The following is a 19,972-nucleotide window of genomic DNA, read 5'->3' on the forward strand; positions in this document are numbered from 1 at the left end:
AACTGTCGCGATGGGGCTTTCTGTCTGTCTCTACCTCGGTCAAATCAGCACTCGCACATAGCTTCTGGTTTTCTGACCGGCGTTTTGTGGAGAGTCGATGCGCGACAGCGTCGAAGGTGTGTGGGAGCCGGTAGCCTTATAGTCCCGGCCAGGAGAAGATCTTCGCTTGGGCGGGTGCCTGCTGCGGCAGATTCGCTTCCAGGTCTTGGTATTTCGCAGCCTGCTCGGTGTCGACACCGGTGATGCGTTCACGGACAGTGTGGAACAGGGTTTGGAAGTCTTCGATGACCTTGTAGTGCGATTCCATCACCGCGTAGACGCTGTTCTCCGAGCCCTGGGACTTTTCTCGCCACCGCTTGACCATCGTCTTGGCGGAGATCAGGTCTCGGTCGTCCTGCAAGGTGAAGGTATCACCGAGACCCCACTTCTCCTGCTGAGAGACCTGGGTCATTTCGCGCTGAATCTTCCGGATCTGGTCCTTGAAATATTCGCAGTCGCGGTCGATATAGACGAACTTCTCGAGATCCATCCGCACTGTGAGCCGACCTTCGCGCGCCTCGGTGATCAGGTTCGCCAATGGGCTCTCTGGAGTCTTGTCGTCGTTTGCCATATGTCCCCTCCCAGGTCGTTCCGCGGATCAGTCAGGCGGTGGCAGGCAGGCTGGGCACAACCTTCTCGGCCAATCCACGAGCGAGCACGCACGAGTCGATGCTGCCGGTGTCGCGGTTCGACGGCGGATTGTTGAGATTGAACTCCAGACTGCCGCCCTTCATCTCGACATCCAAGGTGCATGCCTCTTTGATGAAGGGGCCGTCGAACTGGCGGGTCGAGATCGCGCGCCTGCTGTTGATGGTGAACTCGGTGGCTTCGGGAAAGTTGCGGCTGCGGATGACATCGATGGTGAGGTTCGTGGTGCGGATGCTTACCGAATAGCCGTTGGAGCGCACCCATGCGCATCCACGCCACTTGACTCCACCGCCCGCTTCGCTGTTGTCGGAGTCCTTGCCGTGCAGCTTTTCCGAGTCCAGCACGCTTTGCGGAACGTCCTTGCATGGGTCGTAGCTATTCGGTGCATTGGCAGCCAGCGACGGCCCGCCGCTCGTAGAAGTGGAGACCGGTTTCGCGTCTCCGTCAGTCGATGACCCACACCCCGAAAGCAGGACAACAGTACCGAGCGTGAAGACAGTGCCGCGCAGTGTGTTCCCCCTGCTGATCATGCATTCCTCCTGGTCGCCGGCGGTGTCGACGGCATCGATCCTGCCCGGCCCGGCTCCCGCCCCCTGTTCAATTGCTTCGACCGTACCGGCCGCTTGATCCGCCTACAAGCGGCACACGAGCGAGTTCCCCGCCGCAGCGGTCGCAGCCTCGGTATGCCGCCGAGACGGTTCGTCCTGACGTTGATAGGTATGCGCCAGGAGGGAGCGGGTTGTGTTGCCGCAAGATGTATGGAGGCCGGTCAGCTTGCGGCGGCCGTGCCGCAGCTGCCGCAGAACTTCGCTCCCGCGGTCAGATCCGCTCCACATTCGGTGCAGTGTCTCGGTCGGGGCGCCAGTGAGTCACCGCAGTTCGTGCAGAACCGAGCGCCCGCCGAATTGGTGGTTCGGCATCCGGCGCACACCGGCTGTGCTGTGGGTTGGGTCGGTGCGGGGGAGTGCTGCTGCCACGGGTTGGTCGGCGCCTGCTGCTGGATGGCGTTCAAACCCAGTGCCGCGCCCAGGAATCCGTCGCCGCCGCCGTTGCCGTGGGCGAAGCCCTGGCCGGCACCGAGCGCCAATTCGCCTGCCGCATAACGTTGGAAGTCTCCGGCCAGTCGAATGTAGGTGACATCCTTGGCGAGTCGCTTGATGCGGTCCGCATCCTCCGGCGCCAGGGTGATATCGAAGTTCCCCAAGCGCGCGATGCGCAGGCCGTACTCGTAGAGCGTCAGGTTGGTCTGGCGCACCACGGCGGCCTCGATCGACTCCAGCTGCCCGGATAGGCCGAGCACCGGCCAGTCGCCCCGGGAAATACCCTGTGTGACAGCGACTTTCATGGACTTCAGCAGCAGGTCCGAGCACCAGGACTTCACCGTCGCCGGGGCGCCCAGATCGGTCGTCCCGGCCAGCGAGGTGACCAGTTCGGCCGGATCCCGCACCGACAGCGCGAATTCGCCGAAGACCCGTAGCGTCACGACCTGTTCGCTGACCGGATCGGCGATATCGGCCAGCCGCCCACCGAACTTGATCCCCGCGAACTCCCGGGTGGAGACGAAATACAGCTCGGCCCGGTAGAAGTTGTTGCCGGTGAGGGTATCCACCATGGCGCCGAGTACCGGGAGTTCATCGGCATCGATCCGATGCCGCCCGGGCCCCATCGCGGCCAGGACCTGGCCGGACTTGACGAACAGGGCGATCTCGTCGGCGTTGACGATGGCCCGGCTGTAGCGGCGGATATTGACATCCGGCCACTTGTAGACCAGTTGGTTCTTACGGTCTTCGGGGACCGCGATGAACTCCCGTTCGAACCATGCCATGTGCGCACTCCATCAGCCGAGAACGTATCCAGCGTACCGATATTCAGCGGCACGATCAACCAACTGCCAGGTCAGAGTGGGTGGGACCGTGGTGCTTCGTTTCTGCGGGGTTACGACTCGCCGTTCCCTATTGAACGTGCCGTTGAATAGCGTTACATTAAGCAGCGATATGATCGCCGTCACGTGAAAGGCTTCACCATGACAACCGTTCAACACTCCGCGGAAGTGCCGGCGCCCGCGGATGCTCTGCATGCTGAGGATGCGGGCTATCACAAGGCGTTGCGCCCGCGCCAGCTGCAGATGATCGCGATCGGTGGCGCGATCGGAACCGGACTGTTCCTGGGTGCCGGTGGTCGGTTGCACACTGCCGGTCCCGGACTGTTCATCGTGTACGCGGTTTGTGGCATCTTCGTGTTCTTCATCCTGCGGGCGCTGGGCGAGCTGGTGTTGCATCGTCCGTCCTCCGGATCGTTCGTTTCCTATGCGCGTGAGTTCTATGGCGAGAAGCTGGCTTTCGCGGTCGGGTGGATGTACTTCTTCCACTGGTGCATGACCGGCATCGTAGACATCACCGCGATCGCCACCTATGTCCATTTCTGGGGAGCCACCGAGGCGATACCGCAGTGGTTGATCGCGCTCGTGGCCTTGGCCATCGTGGTCAGCATCAACCTGATCTCGGTGAAATGGTTCGGTGAGCTGGAGTTCTGGGCCGCGCTGATCAAGGTCATCGCGCTGGTCGCCTTCCTGATCGTCGGCACCATCTTCCTCGGGGGCCGGTTCAAGCTGGATGGGGAGACCACCGGTTTCAGCGTGATCTCCGACCATGGTGGCCTGTTCCCGACCGGGCTGCTGCCGCTGGTCACCGTTACGACTGGTGTCGTATTCGCCTATGCTGCAGTGGAATTGATCGGCACGGCGGCCGGTGAGGCCGAGAATCCGGAAAAGATCATGCCGCGGGCCATCAATTCGGTCATCGCCCGGATCGCGCTGTTCTACGTCGGATCGCTGGTACTGCTCGGGCTGCTGCTGCCCTACATCGCCTTCAAGTCCGGTGAGAGCCCGTTCGTTACGTTCTTCTCCAAGCTCGGTATCGGCGGCGCTGGCTCGGTCATGAACCTGGTGGTGTTGACGGCGGCTTTCTCCAGCCTGAACGCGGGCCTGTACTCGACCGGCCGCATCCTGCGGTCGATGTCGATGAACGGCAGCGCGCCGAAGATCGCCTCGCGGATGTCCAGTGGCGGTGTGCCCTACGTCGGCATCCTCGCCACCGGTGCGATCGCGTTGATCGGCGTCGGGCTCAATGCGATGGTGCCGGACAAGGCCTTCGAGATCGTGCTGAACATGTCGGCCCTCGGCACGATCGCGGCCTGGGCGGCGATCGTGGTCTGCCAGCTGCAGCTGTGGCGCTGGTCGAAGAAGGGGCTGGTGGAACGTCCGTCGTTCCGGTTGGTCGGTGCGCCCTACACCAGTTACGCCACGCTGGTGTTCCTGGTGACGGTGATCCTGCTGATGGCATTCAGCGACAGCGTCGAACAGCGCGGCGCGGTGATCGCCATGGTGGTCGTCGTGGTTCCGGCGTTCATCGGCGGGTGGTTCGTGGCCCGCAAGCGGGTGCTGCAAGTCGCCCAGGAGCGTGAGGGCATCACCGGTCAGTTCCCGGTGCTGGCCGAGCGCCCGCCGCGCCTGCGCGATGGTGAGCCGGTCGTCATCCTCGACGAGCCCGACGACAAGTAAACCGATCTCCGCCCCGGACAACATGTCCGGGGCGGAGCTATTCCCATAGCAGGGAATAAGGAATACGCGCGGTGGCGGACGGCGGCGGAGAATGGGACCCCGATTCAATAGGCTCGAAAGGTTCCCATGCCGGAGCAACCCAGCGCCTCCGAGAACCCGCTGCCGCATCCATGGGCGAATCGGCGGATGCGCGGTACCGAGGTACCGCGGCGGACGCCGCACCCCTGGGCCACCCGAGGCATGTCGAAGGTCGAACCCTCGCAACGCCGCCAGCACCCATGGTCCGGACCGAGCATCGTGGAAGGTACTCCGGCACAACGGTTCGCACCGCCCGGCCCGGAGTTGCGGCTCGATGACAGCCGCGCGACGATGCCCGTGACCGATCCGGATACGGGCGCCGATCCCCTCGAACTCGACGAGGCCGGCTCCGGCCGCAGCAGCCGTTCCCGTCCGAGTGTGCGGCGGCTCGGCGCCGGTCTGGTGCCGATGCCGCGGGTGGCGCCGGTCGATCCGCGCACCGCCATCCTCGACGATCCCGAAGTGCCCGAACTCAAGCGGTTCTGCTGGAAATGTCAGGAACCGGTCGGTCGCCGCAGCGCCAGCGGACCCGGTGCCGTGGTCGGCGAATGCGGCCGGTGCGGATCGCCGTTCAACTTCCGTCCCGCTCTGCAGCGCGGCGAATTGGTCGCCGACCAATACGAGGTGCAGGGATCGCTGGCGCACGGCGGGCTCGGTTGGATTTATCTGGCCGTCGACCGCAATGTCAGCGATCGGTGGGTCGTATTGAAGGGATTGCAGAACCCGCTCGACTTCGAAGCGCATGTGGTCGCGCTCGCCGAGCGCCAATTCCTTTCCGAGGTGGCGCACCCCGGCGTTGTCAAGATTTACAACTTCGTCAAGCACCGGTCCGGCCGCGATATTGCCGACGGCTATATCGTCATGGAATACGTGGGCGGGCAATCACTGAAGAAGATGCTCGACCTGCGCGGTAAGGAGCGCATTCCGGTCGTCGAGGCCATCGCCTACATCATGGAAATCCTGCCCGCGCTGGACTATCTGCATTCGTTCGGATTGGCGTACAACGATCTGAAACCCGACAACATCATGGTCAGCGAACACGAGGTCAAACTCATCGATCTGGGTGCGGTCGCGGCCATGGATTCCTACGGCAGCATCTACGGCACACCCGGCTATCAGGCGCCCGAGATCACCGAGACCGGGCCGACGGTGGTATCGGATATCTATACCGTCGGCCGGACGCTGGCCGCACTGGCGCTGGATCTGCCGCGCGATCGCGACGGCCACTTTCTCGGCGGCATTCCAGAGCCCGATGAGGATCCGCTGCTGGCGCGCTACTCGTGCCTGTACCGCTTGCTGCTGCGGGCCACCGACCCGGAGCCGGATCGCAGGTTCCCGTCCGCGTATTCGATGTACTGTCAGCTCGCGGGTGCGCTACGCATGGTTCTCGCGATCGATACCGGCCTGGAACATCCGCAGCCGTCGGTCGAATTCAGTTCCATGCGAGACGATTTCGGCATCGATACGTTGATCGGTCAGACCGATGGGATCGTCGACGGCATGGACCGCATGCCGGTGCTCGAGGCGCGCGATGTCGTCGCGGCACTGCCGACGCCATTGATCGATAGCGAGGATCCCAGTGCCGAGTTGTTGTCGTCCCTGCTGCACGGCGAACCGCGGCACGCGCTCGACGCGTTGCGCCGGGCGCATGAACGCATCCGTGCTGGCACGATCGTCGCTCCGGAATCCTTCGATCTGGAAGGACCGCTGACCGCGGTTCGCGCCTATCTCGACCTCGGGGAAACGGTTCCGGCCTGTCAGTTGCTCGCCGATCTGCGGCCCGATTACGGCGCGGACTGGCGTATCGAGTGGTATGTGGGCGTCGCCGCGCTGCTCGATGGCCACTACGACCGGGCCTGGCAGCATTTCGAGACCGTACACGCGATGCTGCCCGGTGAGATAGGCCCGGAACTGGCCATGGCGGCCACGGCGGAACTCATCCTGCAACATCTGGATACGCCCGCCGAATCGGAGCGATGGCACCGCGCCGGGGCCGAGCACTACCGTGCGGTGTGGCGCACCAACCACGGCGTGGTGAGCGCGGCCTTCGGCCTGGCCCGTCGGCAGGCCGCCGATGGCGAATTGCTCGAGGCCGTCGCCGTGTTGGACCAGGTGCCCGCGGCGTCGCGCCATCACGGCGTCGCGCATACGACCGGATGTCTGCTGCTGGTATCGCGGCCGATCGCCGATATCACCGAGGCGGATATCTGCGCTGCGGCGGCCCGCCTCGAGGCGCTGCCGGATGATGCTCGAACGCTGCAACTGCAGGTCATCGTGGTCGGCGCCGCATTGGAGTGGCTGCGGGTCGGCGGGCGTTCGCGCAATCCGAACCGGATGATCCTCGGGTTCCCGGTCACCCCGGCGGGCCTGCAACAGGGCCTCGAAACCAGCCTGCGCGCCCTGGCCAGGACTGCGCCCGATCGCTGGCACCGCTACCGGCTGGTCGATTTGGCGAACTCCGTTCGGCCGCGCACACGCTGGTAGGGCGCGCGTTCGCTGGGGAGGGGTGCCAGGGGGCCAGCGAGGCTCAGCGCATGCGCTGGACCACGAAGGCGACGATCGTTCCGGTGCCCGCCAGCAGCCACAGCCAGTTGCCCGTGGCGACCGCGAGCACGACCGCGACGATGGAGATCAGCGCGGCGATGGTCGAGAGCCTCTGCAGCGCATTGCCGGTGGGCGCTGCCGGCGGTGCGGCCGGTGTGGTGCCCGGCAGGTCGGCGAATAATTCCGCCAATTGTCCTTTGGTGGTCGCTGCCGCCGCGCTGGCGCTGCGTTCGTCGAACTCGGTCAGGCTGAGTCGTCCGGTGCCGAGATGGTGCGACAGTTGTTCCAGCGCCCGCTCCCGTTCCGTCACGGTAATTCGAGAAGCCTGCGCTTCGGTCATGTCGGAAGGATATGCCCCGCCGAGACCATTTTGGTGGCGGTGAATTGCCAACGGCGGGAATAGTTTGCGGTGTCATTGGGGGTTGACACCCGCCTCACGGGCCATAGGTACCCGACATCACTGCCGTATGCTTACCTGTGGGTAATGTTTCGATGTGGTTTCCTAGACATATGGCAGGGGACGTGGAGTACACGATCGACGAGCTGGCGCGCGAGGCCGGTACGACCGTGCGCAGCCTGCGGGTTTACGCCGAGCGCGGCATCCTGCCGCCACCGCAGGTGAAGGGCCGCACCGGCTTCTACGGACCGGATCACCTCAATCGGGTGCAGACGATCAGCCGCTTGCTCGACCGGGGGATCAAGCTGAACGGGATTCGGGAACTGCTCGAGGCGTGGGACCGCGGCGATGATCTCGGCGACATTCTCGGCGTCGCGGAGCCGGGTGCGACACAGTCCACCGCGCCGTCTTCCGGTGACACGATCGCGGCGACCGAGCTCGTACAGCGCTACAGCGAGGTACCCAACGGCCTGGCCCGCGTGGTGTCGGCCGGTCTGTACGAACCGGTCGACGCCGCGACCTACCGCATCGCCGATCCGCACCTGATCCACATCTTCGATCAGTTGGAGGGTGCGGGTATTCCGGCCGACGCGCTGCTCGGCGAATTGGAGCGGCTGCGCGCGGACTCTGATCGGATCGCCCGGCGATTCGTCGATCTCTTCCATCGGACCGCATGGGAGCCGTATCAGCGCTCGGAGCGCACACCGACGGACCTTGCCGTACTCGCGGAGCGGGTGGCCGCGACCAAGGTTCGGCCGGGGCAGGCGACCGCCGAACTGGTCAACCGTTTCATCGGCCGGTATCTCGAGCAGGACAGCGAACTTACCGAAGCGCTGCCGGACGCTTAGGAGCATCGCCGCGCGCCGCTGATGGGCGGGTGCGCCGTACTGAATTCAGGCCGTGACCTGTCCCTTTCGCGCTCGGCACGGACCTCTCCTCCTTCAACGTTCCCATGTGTGGCGATACTTGGTCTAACGTGCCGTTAAATAGCGTTACATTAGTCAGCGGGAACAGCACTTCCCCTCGGCCCGTATCGACGTCGGCCGACGGGGCGACCGATGATGAAGGAGACGTCGATGGGCAACCTCAGCGGATGGCGCCGTGCGCCGCGGCTTTCGGAATGTAATACCAAGGGTGGCAGTAAGATTCGAGCGCTCACCCTGCTCACCGCGATTGCCGCGGCGGCCAGCGGATTCGGTCTCGGCGCCGCGACCCCCGCGGCCAACGCCGATATCGGCGTGCGCTGCCTGTGGGCCGGCGTCGGTCATCCGCAGGGCGTGGCGATCGCCGCGGGCGGCTGGATGTTCCGGTGCCAGTCGGACTTCTTCGGCTTCGCGCGTTGGTCCCGTGAGGGGCTTGCCCCCGGGCGCAGCACCGTCTTCAACCCTGGCACCCACGGAAATCCGGTGGGCCAGTTCAGCCCTGGTGCCCAGCAGCCGGGCACCGACTACATGGACTACTGCGTCGGCAGCCAGTTGATCGAGGGCCGCGAGGACATCTACGAGGCGATTCCGGATGGCCGCGGCGGACTGTTCTGGCGCGCCGCCGGGCCAGTCTCGCAGTGGGACTTCGATATGAGCGCGAACCGGCCGGGACCGTCGTGGCGGTCGTCGAGCCTGTGCGTCGATGGCCAGTTGACCTGAGTCGCCGACTGCGAATCTTTATACTGCCGATGCCCTTTCGGACGGCGGCGCAATTTTGCGCACGCCGTTCGGAAGGGCATCGAGCTGTGTCGAGAGTTGGTTGTTCGCTGGCGGTGCGGTCAATTAGCCACTAGCGGAGCGCAATTGGCTGCCGATACGGCTTCTGCTCGCGCGGGTGCGGAGCTCGGTAGAAGGGGCGAAGGCTGAGGAGCCACCTTGGTGGCGGCGCACAGACGAATGCGACCGCCGCCCTTTCGGGGCGGCGGTCGCATTCGGAATATGAAGAGCCGCAGGGGAATAGGTCAGCGGCTGTTGCTCTCACTGGGAACCCAGACCCACTGTCCGCCGTCGGTGCTGTTTTGGTAGGAGCCCCGGCTCGTGTTGTTGTTGCCGGTGGAGGCGTGGTCCTGATCGGCGACGCGGCGATTGCCACCTGAGGTGCTGTTGCTGTAGCCGCCGCGGGCGCCGCCGCCGTTGCCGTTGCTGTGGCTCCCGGGGGACGCGATGGTCGACTGAATCGCCATGGCGGCCGGCGTAATGACCAGCGCACCGGCGACCGCACCGGCGATGACGACCTTCTTCGACTTGAGGTTCATGGTTACCGATATCTCCTTAGTCCTGTCGGTCCCGGACTTGGTCGATAGGTGTGTGCCGGGGATGCAGGTTGTCCTAGCTCTATTGTGCCGCTATTTGACGGCGCAATCAATAGTGAACCGTTAGGAAAATTTCCGCACCTCCCCCAACCATGAGAGTGAAGGCGGGCTTGCGCCCAGGTGCCTGTGCGCTCGGAGCAAGGCGCACACTGGGCGACACCACGTTGCCATGAGCTCCGGCCGCGGCTTCCCATGTGTGGGGATATCGGACGCCGCCCAGGACCCGCTCTCGGATGGGCGGGTTTCCGTGCTGCTACATCCAAAGCTCGTGTAGCTGGCGAACATTCACATGCGAGCCTTGCTCAGGAGCGAGCGCAACCTGCTACGACCTAAAGGGTAGATCGCGCCAGTGCGGCCCACTCGCCGCCGCCATCACCGGACGTAGGCTGCGCTGTCCGTCAGGGCCGGTAGGTGGACGACCCGCTGTTCCCACTCGCCGTCGAGCACATCGGCCTGCCAACGCTTGTTCCAACCGAACGGCATGAGGTGGACGCGGGCGCCGCGGGCTTGCAGGGATTCGGCGAGACTCGCGAGCACAGCGAGTGCGGTTGGTACATCTGATCGTTCGTCGGGGGTGGCCAGATGGGAGAACCCATTGATGACGATATGGGAGGCATCGGTTTTGGACGCGATGCGCCGCACGATCTTGCTGGCGGCCTTCGATGCCGAACTATCGCCGCGCTCCACCCCGACCATCAGGAGCAGGCAGTCGGAAAACGAGTTCGTCACCCCGATCGCCGTCGGTTCGAGCGAGACGGCGACCGGGCTGGCCGTAGTGACGGTGTATTCGAAGGTGCGGCAACGGCTACTGAGGATTCTCATGCTCTGACTCCGGTGTCAGCGTCGGCCACGATCAGGTGATACGCATACGGTTCTGGGTCGTGCGGCGAGTGTCGAGTTGCTCAGGGCGGGACAGCGTGATCCGTGCGAGCGCATTCCCGGTTCGCACCGTCGGGCGTCATCGGCCGACATGTGGATGACGTGCTGTGTCCCGATCCCGCCGAGCGGGTCGACGTTGCAACTCTTGTACCAGCCGAACGGCATCAGATGAACCTGCTCACCGCGTTCCTCGAGCCGCTCGGCGACTTCGGTCAGCACGTCGAGGGCCTCGGCGAGTTCCGAGAGCACATCGAATCCCGCTGGGGTGCTGTGTCTTTCGCTGGGGCGCGGTAGGCACGCGAAGCCCTCGACGACGATCGGCCCCGCATCGGATTCGGTGAGAATGCGCCGGACCAGCTGCACGGCAGTGCCCGCCAGTGCGCGGTCGCCGCGATCCACCCCGATCTCCACCAGCAGGCAGTCGTGGAAGCACCGCCGTGCCCCGATCACCGACGGCTCGAGATCGATGGCGCACGGACTCGCTGTCGTCACCGTGTATTCGACGGTGCGGCATCGATTACTGACAATGCGCATCAGCTACCTCCGGACGGGCTCATCCGGCCGCCTCGACGGCTCCCGCGGCATCGAGGTCGAGCACGGCCGTCGCGGTGCGGTCGATGATGCCGAGACAGACCTCATCGGGCTGATACTTCGGCTGAATGGCGCTGTGGCCGATGGTCGACAGCCAGATGAAGTACGGATACAACGCCTGCTGGCGATAGGCCAGCCAGGCCGTGTCGTAGTCGGGTGCCGGAGCACCGCAGGCCGCGAGCTGTTCGAGGTAGACGGTGAGCAGGTCGCGTTCCCAAGCCCGCCGATCGGTCACCGCGAGGCCGGAGCCGACCACATAGGCGAAGTCGTAGGCCCAACTGCCGCGCAGCACGACCTGCCAATCGGTGAAGCCCATTCGGCCTGCCGCGGTGACGTAGGTATTGCCGATATGACTGTCGCCGTGCAGGAAGGTCTGCGGTCCGGTGCTGGCGATCTCGAGCGAGCGTTCCAGCGCGCGGTACAGCCGATCATGTTGGGCGGGAAGTACGTCGGGCAGCACCGAGGCCGCGCGTCGGGCCCCGACCCGAGCCCGTTTGGACATGCCGATCAACCGGTCGAGGTTGGCGAAATGTGCCCGCGGCGCCTTGAGCCACCGGTGCAGCTGGAGCCCGTCGTCGTCCCAGTATCGGGCATGCCAGGTTGCCATGGTGCGCAGCAGATCCTCGATTTGCGTGCGTCCGATCGGGGTGCCCGGCGTGCAGAAGCTGGCGCCCTTGGTGCTGACGATGTCCTCGAGCAGTGAGATGGAGCGCCCCGACCGGCTGTCGACCGCGCTGTGATAGCCACGTGGGGCCTCGATATCGAGGTTGGGGCGTAGGTGTTTGAAGAAGCCGGGTTCACCGTGCAGTATTCCGGCCAGGTCGAGGGTGAGCCGCTGTTTGAAGTCCGCGGTCGTCTTCGCGAAGAGGTTTTCCGGTAGGCCCGCGACCTGACCGATCTCGTTGTAGGTGACGGTCAATGTCCACCTGGTCGAGGTGCCGCTGCTCTTACCCCCGATGTCGAACGCCTCGACCACCGCACCCGGATGGTCGTAGCACAGCACCGCGGTCAGCCAATCGGTGGTCAATTCTCGACCGGTCACCGGCACATCGGCCGCACGCAGGGCCTGTGGACGGGTGACCGCTTCCCTCGCGATCTGACCACCGATGCGGGTGATTCCGCGCACCACCGCGAGTGCGGGGTGCCGGGTGGATGCCTCGGACTGCAACGGTTCTCCTCTGCACGGCAGCCGATCGGATGCGCTGTACCCGGCCGGATCCGGGTGGTGAGCTGCCGTAATCGGGGACCCTATGGCAGCCGCGCGGCGGGAACATCCGTCATAGCGGGCAGGAATATCCGCATCCGGCGGTTCGATAACGCGCTGAGCGGGGGGTGTGCATTCTGCATAACGTCGCGCGGCCGCTTAGGATCACCTTCGTGCAGGACTCCCTCACCTCCGTTTTCGTCGGTCGCGATGCCGAGGTCGAGCGTGTGGCGTCGCTGGGTCGACGCGCTGCCGTGGGGGAGGGGACGGTGGTGCTCGTCGAGGGCGAGCCCGGTATCGGCAAGACCGCGCTACTCGATGCGGCCGTTGCCAGCCATGCAGCCGGCGGTCTGAGCGTGCGCCGGGGAGCAGCGAAGGAATTGCAGCGGCAGGTGCCGTTCGCGGCCGTGTGCTCCTGGCTCGGCAGTGATCGCGGATCCGATCCGGTGCGAGCGCTGCTGCGCAGTGGGGATCGAGTCGGTGACGGTGCGGCGACGCACGAGTTCGCGATCACCGAGGCGTTTCTCGATCTGGTCGATACCTGGTGTGCCGCCGGTCCGGTCGCGTTGGTCATCGACGATGCGCATTGGGCGGATCGGCAGAGTCTGACGGTGCTGCACCGGCTCACCGGCGTGCTGAACGAGCTGCCGCTGCTGCTGATACTGGCGGCGCGTCCGTTGCCGAGGGACACCGGATTCGTCGCGTTGACGGCCGAACTCGTGGAACGTCGTGCGCCGATGCTTCGGCTCGGTGCACTGTCCGAACCCGCGTCGGCGGAACTGGTTCGGCATATGGTCGGTGCGATTCCGGGGCCGGGCCTGATGCGGCAGGTGGTCGGCGCGGGCGGAAATCCGCTCTACATCACGGAATTGGTGGCCTCCCTGATGCGCGACAAGGCGATTACGGTGGTCGCGGATACCGCCGATCCGGTCGAGCTGGCCGATGATGAACGTCCCTCCGCGTCGTTGGCGGGGGCGATTGCGCAGCGGCTGGAATTCCTGTCACGGTCGGCGCGGCAAGTGCTTCCGATGGCCGCCGCACTGGGGCCGACGGTGTATGTCGCGGAACTGGCCGCAGTGCTGGACAGTCCGCTTCTGGAAATCTGGAATGTGGTCACCGAGGCGACCGACGGCGGATTGCTCACCCGCGCCGACTCCGAACTGGTCTTCCGGCACGATCTGATCCGGCAGGTGCTCGCCGATCAGCTGCCCGATTCGTTGCGTGCGGGATTGCTGCGTCGGGCCGGACAGATCCTGCTGGCCACCGACGCACCCATCGAGCGGATCGCGTACTACCTGTTGGCGGGGGAGCACGAGCTCGACAAACCCACGCTCGACTGGCTGGTCACGGTGGCCGACAAGTTGATCGTGCGGGCACCCGAGATCGCGGTGCCGTTGTTGGGGCGCGCGGCGGATACCGCGGACCTCGGCGTACGTCCGATACTGGTGCGGCTGCACGCCCAAGCGCTGCTCTGGAACGGTCGCGCGGCCGAGGCCGAAGCCCTGGTGCGCACGGCGCTGCTGAACCGACCGGAAGACGATATCGAGCTGCGGTGGTTGCTGATGCGGGCGTGCCATGCCCGCGGCGATCTGCGCGAGGTGGTTGCTGTCGCCGAAAAAGCCCTGGCCACATCGAATCTCTCGGTCGAAGACGCGGGCCGATTCCACGGGATGAGCGGCTTGAACAACTTCTTCCTCGGTCGGTTCGATGCGGCGGAGGCGGCGGGTGCGCAGGCGCTGGCGATCGGGGATGCCACCGACGATCCACTCGCGACCGGATACGGACTATTGACCGTGGGGGCGGTGCGCTACACCCACGGCTATCTCGACGAGGCATTGGAACTGAGCAGTCGAATCCTGGCCGTCTTCGAGAACGGCTTCGGTCCCGACCAGTTCGATCCGTATGTGCTCTACGCACACTGCTTGATCGAGCTCGATCGGCTCGCCGACGCGGAAGCGGTGCTGCACAAGGCGATCGGGCACAATCGCCGGATCCACGGTGTCTATCTGGGCGCGAATCTGGTCGCCAAGGCGCGGCTGTATGCCTTGGACGGACGCTGGGACGATGCGATCGTCGAATGCACATCGGGCCAGTCGGTGCCCGACGCCTTCGGATACACCCCGATCCTGCACAGCCTGTCCGCGCTGATCGGCGTCCACCGGGGCACCTTCCTGCCGGATCCGGACACCGTCCCCACACCGAACGACCAACTGGGCAGCAGTGGTTACGGCCAGTTCCATCCGTGGGTCAAGGCCCTGATGCTCGAGGCCCGCGGCGAACCGCGTGGCGCGCTCGATCTGCTCGTCGACGCGCACCAGCGCCTCGCCGACGGCTTGACCGCGCCCACGCTGTATTACATCTTCCCCGACATCGCCCGCCTCGCCGCCGATGTCGGTGACGAGGACGCGGCGCGCTCGGTGGTGGCTGCCTCCGCGGAGCAGGCTCGACGCCAGCCGACGGCCGCTCGCACCGGCACCGCCCTGCTGTGCCGCGGCGTCGCCGAACGCGACCCCGCCGTTCTGCGCACGGCCGCCGCCGACTTCCGACAGGCGGGGCGACCGCTTTACGAGGCGCAGGCACATGAGAACGCGGCCGTATTGTTCGCCGCGGATGGGCGTGGTTCGGATGCCCGCAGCGCCCTGGATGCCGCGGTCGAGCTGTACACCGGCCTGGGCGCATCCTGGGATACCGCCCGCGCGGTCGCGCGCATGCGCCCGTACGGAATTCGCCGCGGCGTGCGCGGCCCGCGCAATCGTCCCAAAACCGGCCGCGCCGCCCTGACCGACACCGAACGCAAGGTAGCCGCGCTGGTGGCCGAAGGCTTCTCCAACGCCGATATCGCCGCCCAGATGTTCCTGTCCCGCAGGACAATTCAGTCCCACGTCTCCAACATCTTCGCCAAACTCGGTGTCGGCTCGCGCCGCGATATCGCCGCGACGATGTCCGGAGGCTGACGGTGGTGGCGATTCGCCCGACGTGATCATCCGCCATCCCGCCTGCGAACATCCGTACCCGCTGTCCGCCCTTGGCGATCACGACCCGGCATCGAGAAGAAATTTCCGGAAGGCGTTAGGGTGCGCTCTGATCGAAGGTGGACGAGGTCGGGAAGTCGGGGCGAACGGGATGCTATTCGGACGCGCGGCGGAGCAGCGGACGATCGACACGCTGCTCGCCGACGCCGTTGCAGGGCATCCCGGCGCGCTGGGCGTCCGCGTCGAAGCCGGGGGGAAAGTCGTGCTGCGGTGGGTCCTGTTGTCCTGCACTGACTCCTCCTCGGGGATCGCTGTCCCCAGGATTGTTGCCGTTCAGTGGTTTACCGGGGGCAATGCTGGGCGCGTCGTGTGCCGTACCCGGCTTTCGCTTCCGCGGCTCGGGTGTTGGCTCACTTCAGGTTTGCGTGCCGAGGTGTTGGAGAGTTGTGTTGTTTGATGGCTTCGGTGTCTGCTCCGGAATCGGGGGATGGGCCCGGCGTCACAGTGGTGCGGAACGCCACCAATCGATGAGTTCCTCCGCGCTGTGATTCGCCCAGCCGGAATCTATCCGACATTGGCCGCGTTGCGAATCGCCGAATGTGACCGAGACGCCGACCCTGTCGGAGGCGCGGCTCCAGATAGTCACTATTCCGGACGGGCGCGGCAATCTTTCGTGGACCCGGTAATCGGGGTCCACCGGATCGCCATACGGTTTCCCCGCAATGCAGTAGACGAAGAGCATCGGATTGTTGCGAAAGTCGTTGTAGCACCGGAGATACAATCGGGTGCTGCCGTCGTCTTGGCAGCTCAGGCCGCGCCACCCGTCCGCTGACTTCTCAGGAGATTGTCCCGATACGTAGGGCGTCGGCTTGGTGGGGAACAACTTCGGAAACATGTCGACAATCCACTGCGCCCCGCCCCACGCCGGTGGTGCGGCAGCCGTCGATACGGCAGCGGTCGAGGTGGGTTCGTCCGAGGGGGTGATGATCACTGCGGCGGTCACGGTCGCTGCGGTAACGATGATCCCTGCGATAAAGGCGACGGCCGGGCCGACGAGATTGCGCGTGCGGGAACTGGGCGGGGCGATTGTCTTCGCCGACTGCCTCGGCACCGATGGCGGTGGCAGCGGTGACATTGTGGGGTCGATAGTTCGGGGATCGTGGTTGTGCGGCGGTGGCGTATGTGGATTGCGACTGGTCACCGTGCCCGGCTGCGGTGCGGGGACAGAGCGGGTGTTGGTTGCCGATGCCGAGTTCGATATCCACATCGACGTCGAATTGATCAGGGTCACAACGACAGTGGCGATCGGGAAGATGAGCCCGATCGCGAGCAGGACCGGGCCGCCGAGCATGATCTGGTTTTCGTTCTGGCTGGCCCACACCCGCACCGCAATGTATTCGATGACGATGTAGGCGATGTCGATGGCGCAGCCGGTGATGATCAACCAGCGAGCGGATGGCTTCCTGCGAAACAGTTGAGTTCCGCCTGCGAGTAAAAGAATCCCGATGACCGAGCAAATCGGAATCGAGATCGCCAGAATCGTGCGAGCGGGGCCGAACGCGGCCCGCACCCGATCGCTTCCGGCGTCGAGGTACAAGTAGGTGGCCGCCGCACCGATCGCGCTGAGCAGTCGGTGCACGGCACCGAGGCAGGCGAGCACGCCCGCAGTGATCGCGGCGCCGCGTTTGAAGCGGGCGCTTTCTTGTTGTGTCATTGCACACGTCCCCCCGGAGTCTGCCTGATCAGTTGCAATGAGATTACCTGGCCGACAGGTGATCCGCTCCAACAGACACTCCACCCGTGAGGACACCGGATGTCGATGAGCCATTTCGTCGAGTAAGAAGGTGGGAGCTCGAAGCGAAGAAGCGAATCTCGGAACTCGGGCCGGCGGACTCGGTGCCGCCGCCAGTCGTCGAGTTCTGGCTGGTGTCGCCGACCGCCGCGTCCTCGGTCCGAACTGGGTATCGACCCGCAGTCCATCGGCTGAAGCGCAGCGACCCGGTGGCCGAACTTAAGCCGATGTAAATGTGCGATTCGCCGGTTGGCGCGGGTGCGGTTGCGACGTCAACAATTCCGTTGTCGGAGAAGTGGACCACAGGGTTTGTATTCGACACCTGATCTTGCGTCGGCGATTCAGCATCGATCGGAGTAGCCAGTGTGGCCTCGTATACCGGTAGCCCAGAGTTGGTTCGGCATGATTCTCGATCACCGGAGATGAGCGATCTCATAGCACCGAACAGTGCCGCGCTCGTCCAACTGCCGCGCCTACGTTCGGTCACCGGAGGATGGGTTGTCGCGGCGGCGGTGCTCGGCTCGGCGGTGGTTGTGCTGGATGCTTCGGTCGTCAATATCGCAGTGCCACAGATCGGTTCGAGTCTCGGCGACGATGTGGCCGACCTGCAGTGGGTGGTCGGCGGTTACACCCTGGCCTTGGCGTCGCTGATCCTGGTGGGTGGGGCATTGGGGGATCGGCTGGGTAGGCGCACGATATTCACTTGGGGCAGTGTTGGTTTCGCGCTGGCGTCACTGCTGTGCAGTGCCGCATCCTCGATGGAAATGTTGGTCGCGGGCCGGGTTGTGCAGGGTATCGCGGGTGCGCTGCTCACTCCGGGCAGCCTTGCTCTGATCTCGGCCTCGATCGATCGTCGCGATCAGGGTGCGGCAATCGGGTTATGGGCGGGGCTCATTGGCGTCATCGAGGCGGTCGGGCCGATCGTCGGAGGTTGGCTGACCGAGCTGGCCGGGTGGCGTTCGGTATTTCTCGTCAACGTGCCGTTCGCCGTGGCGGTGGCCGTTGTATCGGTGCGGTACCTCCCGGAATCGCGGGATGCGCGGGCGCGGCCGCTCGATGTGCCGGGTGCGGCGACCGCCGTGGCCGGCTTGGGTGCGCTGACCTATGGGTTCATCGGTGCACGGGGGTGGATGACGCTGCTCGGCGCGGCGCTGCTCGCGATGTTCACGCTCATCCAGATGCGCGGTGCGCATCCGCTGCTGCCGCCGTCACTGTTCCGCTCCCGGATGTTCACCGCGGCCAATGTGGTGACCGCTGCCCTCTATGCGGGCCTGGGTGGCGTCTTGTTCCTGTTGCCGCTCCAACTGCAAGTGGTCGCGGGGTATTCGCCCTTGGCTGCGGGCATGGCGATGGTGCCGATTACCGGGATCATGCTGGTCTCGTCTCCCGCAGCGGGCCGGTGGGCACAACGACACGGCGCGCGGATCCCGATGACGCTCGGATCGGTACTCGCCGCGGTCGGTGCCGTGTTGCTGACGGGAATCGGTTCGCGCGCAAGCTATCTGAGCGATGTGCTGCCGGGAACCGTCGTGCTGGGTGCGGGTTTGGCCGTCTTCGTGGCGCCGTTGACCGGTGCGGTGTTCGCCGCGGTCTCGGTATCGGAGGCCGGAATCGCGTCCGGGGTGAACAATGCGGTCGCCAGGACCGCGCAACTGCTCGCCGTCGCCGCGCTGCCGGGGCTCGTCGGCATCTCCGGCGCGCCGCTCACTGATGCCATCGGCTTCGGAAGCGGTTTCCGTGACGCGCTGTGGATCTGTGGTGCCCTACTTTTCACCGGTGCGGTGCTCGCCGCGACCCTGATGCCGCGAACACCGGAATCGCCGAAGGCGGCATCCGGATTCCATCGGTAGCCGTAGCTGTGGATGGTCGTGATCAGGCCGGGGCGATTCAACTTGCTCCGGAGCCTGGTGACATGCACATACAGCGCGTGCGACACCCCGACGAACGCGTCGCCCCAGATGCGGTCCAGCAAGTGCTGACGACTGACCGCCGTACCGGGGTGCTCGACCAGCGCCCGCAACACCTCGAACTCGACCGGGGTCAGCTGCACCGGTCGACCGGCGACTTCGACCATTTCGCCCCGCAGATCCACCCGAACATCTCCTGCGACGACCGTCATTGTCGGCGTGCGGTTTTGGACGGTCACCGGAGCACGGCGGGCGATCGCGTCCAGCCGGGCCGCCAGCTCGCCGATGCGGGGCGGCTTCACCAGGTAGTCGTCGGCCCCGCTGCGCAGCGCACGCACAACCGAGCGCTCATCGGCGTCCGCGGTGAGCACGACTACCGCCATCGAACTGACTTCGCGCAGCTTGCGCAGGGCCTCCAGCCCGGGCATATCCGGCAGCTCGAGGTCGAGGATGGCGGCGTGATACCGATGGTGCGCGACCAGCAGGTCCGCACCTCTGCGCTTGCGATCCGCCTGATGGCCCCTGCGTCGAAGCCGATGCACCAGCGCGTCGCCAACGTTGTCGTCGGCATCGACCACGATCACCCGCATACTCGACACCTCTGCATTCGAATGCTCTGTGTCCGGCCGATTTCGAATGGTTCGGACGGTTGCGATTCGGACCCTAGGGCAGCCGAGCGCCAGGATCATCCGCCATTTCGGGTGGGAATATCCGCATCGATGCGCGGTAGATCGCCGGGTCAGTGGCGGCGAGTTCGCTTTCCCCTAAGCGGGGCTACATGTTCGTCGAACGAGATCCCGGCGCTCGCAACTATTTTCGAGGTTCCGCTGGCACGGACGCTGCAGATCTACGCTTGCCGACAGGCGGCAGGTCGAGCAGCGCGAGGCACTAGAGCTGAAGGTTTGGGCCGGACATCACGCCGATCCGCTGGCCGAGGGACTCGACCAAATCGACGGCTGTCTGGACCGGCTCCGCCTGGACAACGGCACCGTGGTGATCTGCGATCGCAGCCCGGCCGCCGCGTCGATCCCGCAGCGCATCGCCTTCGCGCAGACCCGGACGCCTT

15 protein-coding genes and 1 pseudogene are annotated in these 19,972 nt (G+C 65.3%); 6 read left to right on the top strand and 10 right to left on the bottom strand.

Features of this window, described 5'->3' with window-relative positions; all coding sequences use genetic code 11:
* Window positions 1–136 precede the first annotated feature (136 nt).
* The 3 genes from ACQP1G_RS12685 to ACQP1G_RS12695 form a co-directional block, all read right to left on the bottom strand.
* Window positions 137–610, bottom strand: coding sequence for a hypothetical protein (locus ACQP1G_RS12685; protein WP_433202670.1), 474 nt, complete (start codon window positions 608–610; stop codon window positions 137–139).
* Window positions 611–641: 31 nt separating this feature from the next.
* The gene (locus ACQP1G_RS12690) at window positions 642–1,217 is read right to left on the bottom strand and encodes a DUF3558 domain-containing protein (protein WP_433202673.1); all 576 of its coding nucleotides are present in this window, start codon (window positions 1,215–1,217) and stop codon (window positions 642–644) included.
* A gap of 239 nt (window positions 1,218–1,456) precedes the next feature.
* Window positions 1,457–2,512 carry an SPFH domain-containing protein gene (locus ACQP1G_RS12695; protein ID WP_433202676.1) on the bottom strand — a complete coding sequence of 352 codons (1,056 nt, stop codon included), beginning with the start codon at window positions 2,510–2,512 and terminating at the stop codon, window positions 1,457–1,459.
* Between the two features lie 198 nt (window positions 2,513–2,710).
* On the opposite strand from ACQP1G_RS12695, the gene ACQP1G_RS12700 reads away from it, so the two are divergent.
* On the top strand, window positions 2,711–4,246 hold the full coding sequence (locus ACQP1G_RS12700; protein WP_433202679.1) for an amino acid permease: 1,536 nt from the start codon (window positions 2,711–2,713) through the stop codon (window positions 4,244–4,246).
* Window positions 4,247–4,372: 126 nt separating this feature from the next.
* Window positions 4,373–6,808, top strand: a complete 2,436-nt coding sequence (locus ACQP1G_RS12705) for a tetratricopeptide repeat protein (protein ID WP_433202682.1) — start codon at window positions 4,373–4,375, stop codon at window positions 6,806–6,808.
* Window positions 6,809–6,851: 43 nt separating this feature from the next.
* Here ACQP1G_RS12705 and ACQP1G_RS12710 read toward each other — a convergent pair whose 3' ends face one another.
* Window positions 6,852–7,208, bottom strand: coding sequence for a DUF1707 SHOCT-like domain-containing protein (locus ACQP1G_RS12710; RefSeq protein ID WP_433202685.1), 357 nt, complete (start codon window positions 7,206–7,208; stop codon window positions 6,852–6,854).
* Between the two features lie 170 nt (window positions 7,209–7,378).
* On the opposite strand from ACQP1G_RS12710, the gene ACQP1G_RS12715 reads away from it, so the two are divergent.
* Both ACQP1G_RS12715 and ACQP1G_RS12720 read left to right on the top strand, forming a co-directional pair.
* Window positions 7,379–8,113 carry a MerR family transcriptional regulator gene (locus ACQP1G_RS12715; protein WP_433202688.1) on the top strand — a complete coding sequence of 245 codons (735 nt, stop codon included), beginning with the start codon at window positions 7,379–7,381 and terminating at the stop codon, window positions 8,111–8,113.
* A 228-nt stretch (window positions 8,114–8,341) separates the two neighbouring features.
* Window positions 8,342–8,908 (top strand): hypothetical protein, encoded by a 567-nt coding sequence (locus tag ACQP1G_RS12720; protein WP_433202691.1) that lies wholly within the window; start codon window positions 8,342–8,344, stop codon window positions 8,906–8,908.
* A 302-nt stretch (window positions 8,909–9,210) separates the two neighbouring features.
* On the opposite strand, the gene ACQP1G_RS12725 is transcribed toward ACQP1G_RS12720, so the two are convergent.
* The 4 genes from ACQP1G_RS12725 to ACQP1G_RS12740 form a co-directional block, all read right to left on the bottom strand.
* Window positions 9,211–9,504, bottom strand: coding sequence for a hypothetical protein (locus ACQP1G_RS12725; protein WP_433202694.1), 294 nt, complete (start codon window positions 9,502–9,504; stop codon window positions 9,211–9,213).
* 429 nt (window positions 9,505–9,933) lie between these two features.
* On the bottom strand, window positions 9,934–10,383 hold the full coding sequence (locus ACQP1G_RS12730; RefSeq protein ID WP_433202697.1) for a threonyl-tRNA synthetase editing domain-containing protein: 450 nt from the start codon (window positions 10,381–10,383) through the stop codon (window positions 9,934–9,936).
* A 15-nt stretch (window positions 10,384–10,398) separates the two neighbouring features.
* Window positions 10,399–10,974 (bottom strand): threonyl-tRNA synthetase editing domain-containing protein, encoded by a 576-nt coding sequence (locus ACQP1G_RS12735; RefSeq protein WP_433202700.1) that lies wholly within the window; start codon window positions 10,972–10,974, stop codon window positions 10,399–10,401.
* A 19-nt stretch (window positions 10,975–10,993) separates the two neighbouring features.
* Complete coding sequence (locus tag ACQP1G_RS12740) at window positions 10,994–12,199, bottom strand: phosphotransferase (protein ID WP_433202703.1); 1,206 nt, start codon at window positions 12,197–12,199, stop codon at window positions 10,994–10,996.
* Window positions 12,200–12,408: 209 nt separating this feature from the next.
* On the opposite strand from ACQP1G_RS12740, the gene ACQP1G_RS12745 reads away from it, so the two are divergent.
* Window positions 12,409–15,189 carry a helix-turn-helix transcriptional regulator gene (locus tag ACQP1G_RS12745; protein WP_433202706.1) on the top strand — a complete coding sequence of 927 codons (2,781 nt, stop codon included), beginning with the start codon at window positions 12,409–12,411 and terminating at the stop codon, window positions 15,187–15,189.
* A 517-nt stretch (window positions 15,190–15,706) separates the two neighbouring features.
* Here ACQP1G_RS12745 and ACQP1G_RS12750 read toward each other — a convergent pair.
* Complete coding sequence (locus tag ACQP1G_RS12750) at window positions 15,707–16,921, bottom strand: hypothetical protein (RefSeq protein ID WP_433202709.1); 1,215 nt, start codon at window positions 16,919–16,921, stop codon at window positions 15,707–15,709.
* Window positions 16,922–17,421: 500 nt separating this feature from the next.
* Here ACQP1G_RS12750 and ACQP1G_RS12755 point away from each other — a divergent pair, with 500 nt between their 5' ends.
* Window positions 17,422–18,849, top strand: a complete 1,428-nt coding sequence (locus ACQP1G_RS12755; RefSeq protein WP_433202712.1) for a DHA2 family efflux MFS transporter permease subunit — start codon at window positions 17,422–17,424, stop codon at window positions 18,847–18,849.
* On the opposite strand, the pseudogene ACQP1G_RS12760 reads toward ACQP1G_RS12755, so the two are convergent.
* Window positions 18,840–19,496: pseudogene (locus ACQP1G_RS12760) on the bottom strand (response regulator transcription factor); the annotation flags it as partial. The gene ACQP1G_RS12755 and the pseudogene ACQP1G_RS12760 overlap by 10 nt on opposite strands.
* Window positions 19,497–19,972: the final 476 nt, after the last annotated feature.

The sequence above is a fragment of the Nocardia sp. CA-107356 genome (assembly GCF_050946365.1).
Lineage (GTDB): Bacteria > Actinomycetota > Actinomycetes > Mycobacteriales > Mycobacteriaceae > Nocardia.

Bases quoted from the DNA above. Each gene is read 5' to 3' on its own strand.
- ACQP1G_RS12685 (WP_433202670.1), bottom strand. From the start codon at position 610: ATGGCAAACGACGACAAGACTCCAGAGAGCCCATTGGCGAACCTGATC.
- ACQP1G_RS12690 (WP_433202673.1), bottom strand. From the start codon at position 1,217: ATGATCAGCAGGGGGAACACACTGCGCGGCACTGTCTTCACGCTCGGT.
- ACQP1G_RS12695 (WP_433202676.1), bottom strand. From the start codon at position 2,512: ATGGCATGGTTCGAACGGGAGTTCATCGCGGTCCCCGAAGACCGTAAG.
- ACQP1G_RS12700 (WP_433202679.1), top strand. From the start codon at position 2,711: ATGACAACCGTTCAACACTCCGCGGAAGTGCCGGCGCCCGCGGATGCT.
- ACQP1G_RS12705 (WP_433202682.1), top strand. From the start codon at position 4,373: ATGCCGGAGCAACCCAGCGCCTCCGAGAACCCGCTGCCGCATCCATGG.
- ACQP1G_RS12710 (WP_433202685.1), bottom strand. From the start codon at position 7,208: ATGACCGAAGCGCAGGCTTCTCGAATTACCGTGACGGAACGGGAGCGG.
- ACQP1G_RS12715 (WP_433202688.1), top strand. From the start codon at position 7,379: ATGGCAGGGGACGTGGAGTACACGATCGACGAGCTGGCGCGCGAGGCC.
- ACQP1G_RS12720 (WP_433202691.1), top strand. From the start codon at position 8,342: ATGGGCAACCTCAGCGGATGGCGCCGTGCGCCGCGGCTTTCGGAATGT.
- ACQP1G_RS12725 (WP_433202694.1), bottom strand. From the start codon at position 9,504: ATGAACCTCAAGTCGAAGAAGGTCGTCATCGCCGGTGCGGTCGCCGGT.
- ACQP1G_RS12730 (WP_433202697.1), bottom strand. From the start codon at position 10,383: ATGAGAATCCTCAGTAGCCGTTGCCGCACCTTCGAATACACCGTCACT.
- ACQP1G_RS12735 (WP_433202700.1), bottom strand. From the start codon at position 10,974: ATGCGCATTGTCAGTAATCGATGCCGCACCGTCGAATACACGGTGACG.
- ACQP1G_RS12750 (WP_433202709.1), bottom strand. From the start codon at position 16,921: ATGACACAACAAGAAAGCGCCCGCTTCAAACGCGGCGCCGCGATCACT.
- ACQP1G_RS12755 (WP_433202712.1), top strand. From the start codon at position 17,422: ATGAGCGATCTCATAGCACCGAACAGTGCCGCGCTCGTCCAACTGCCG.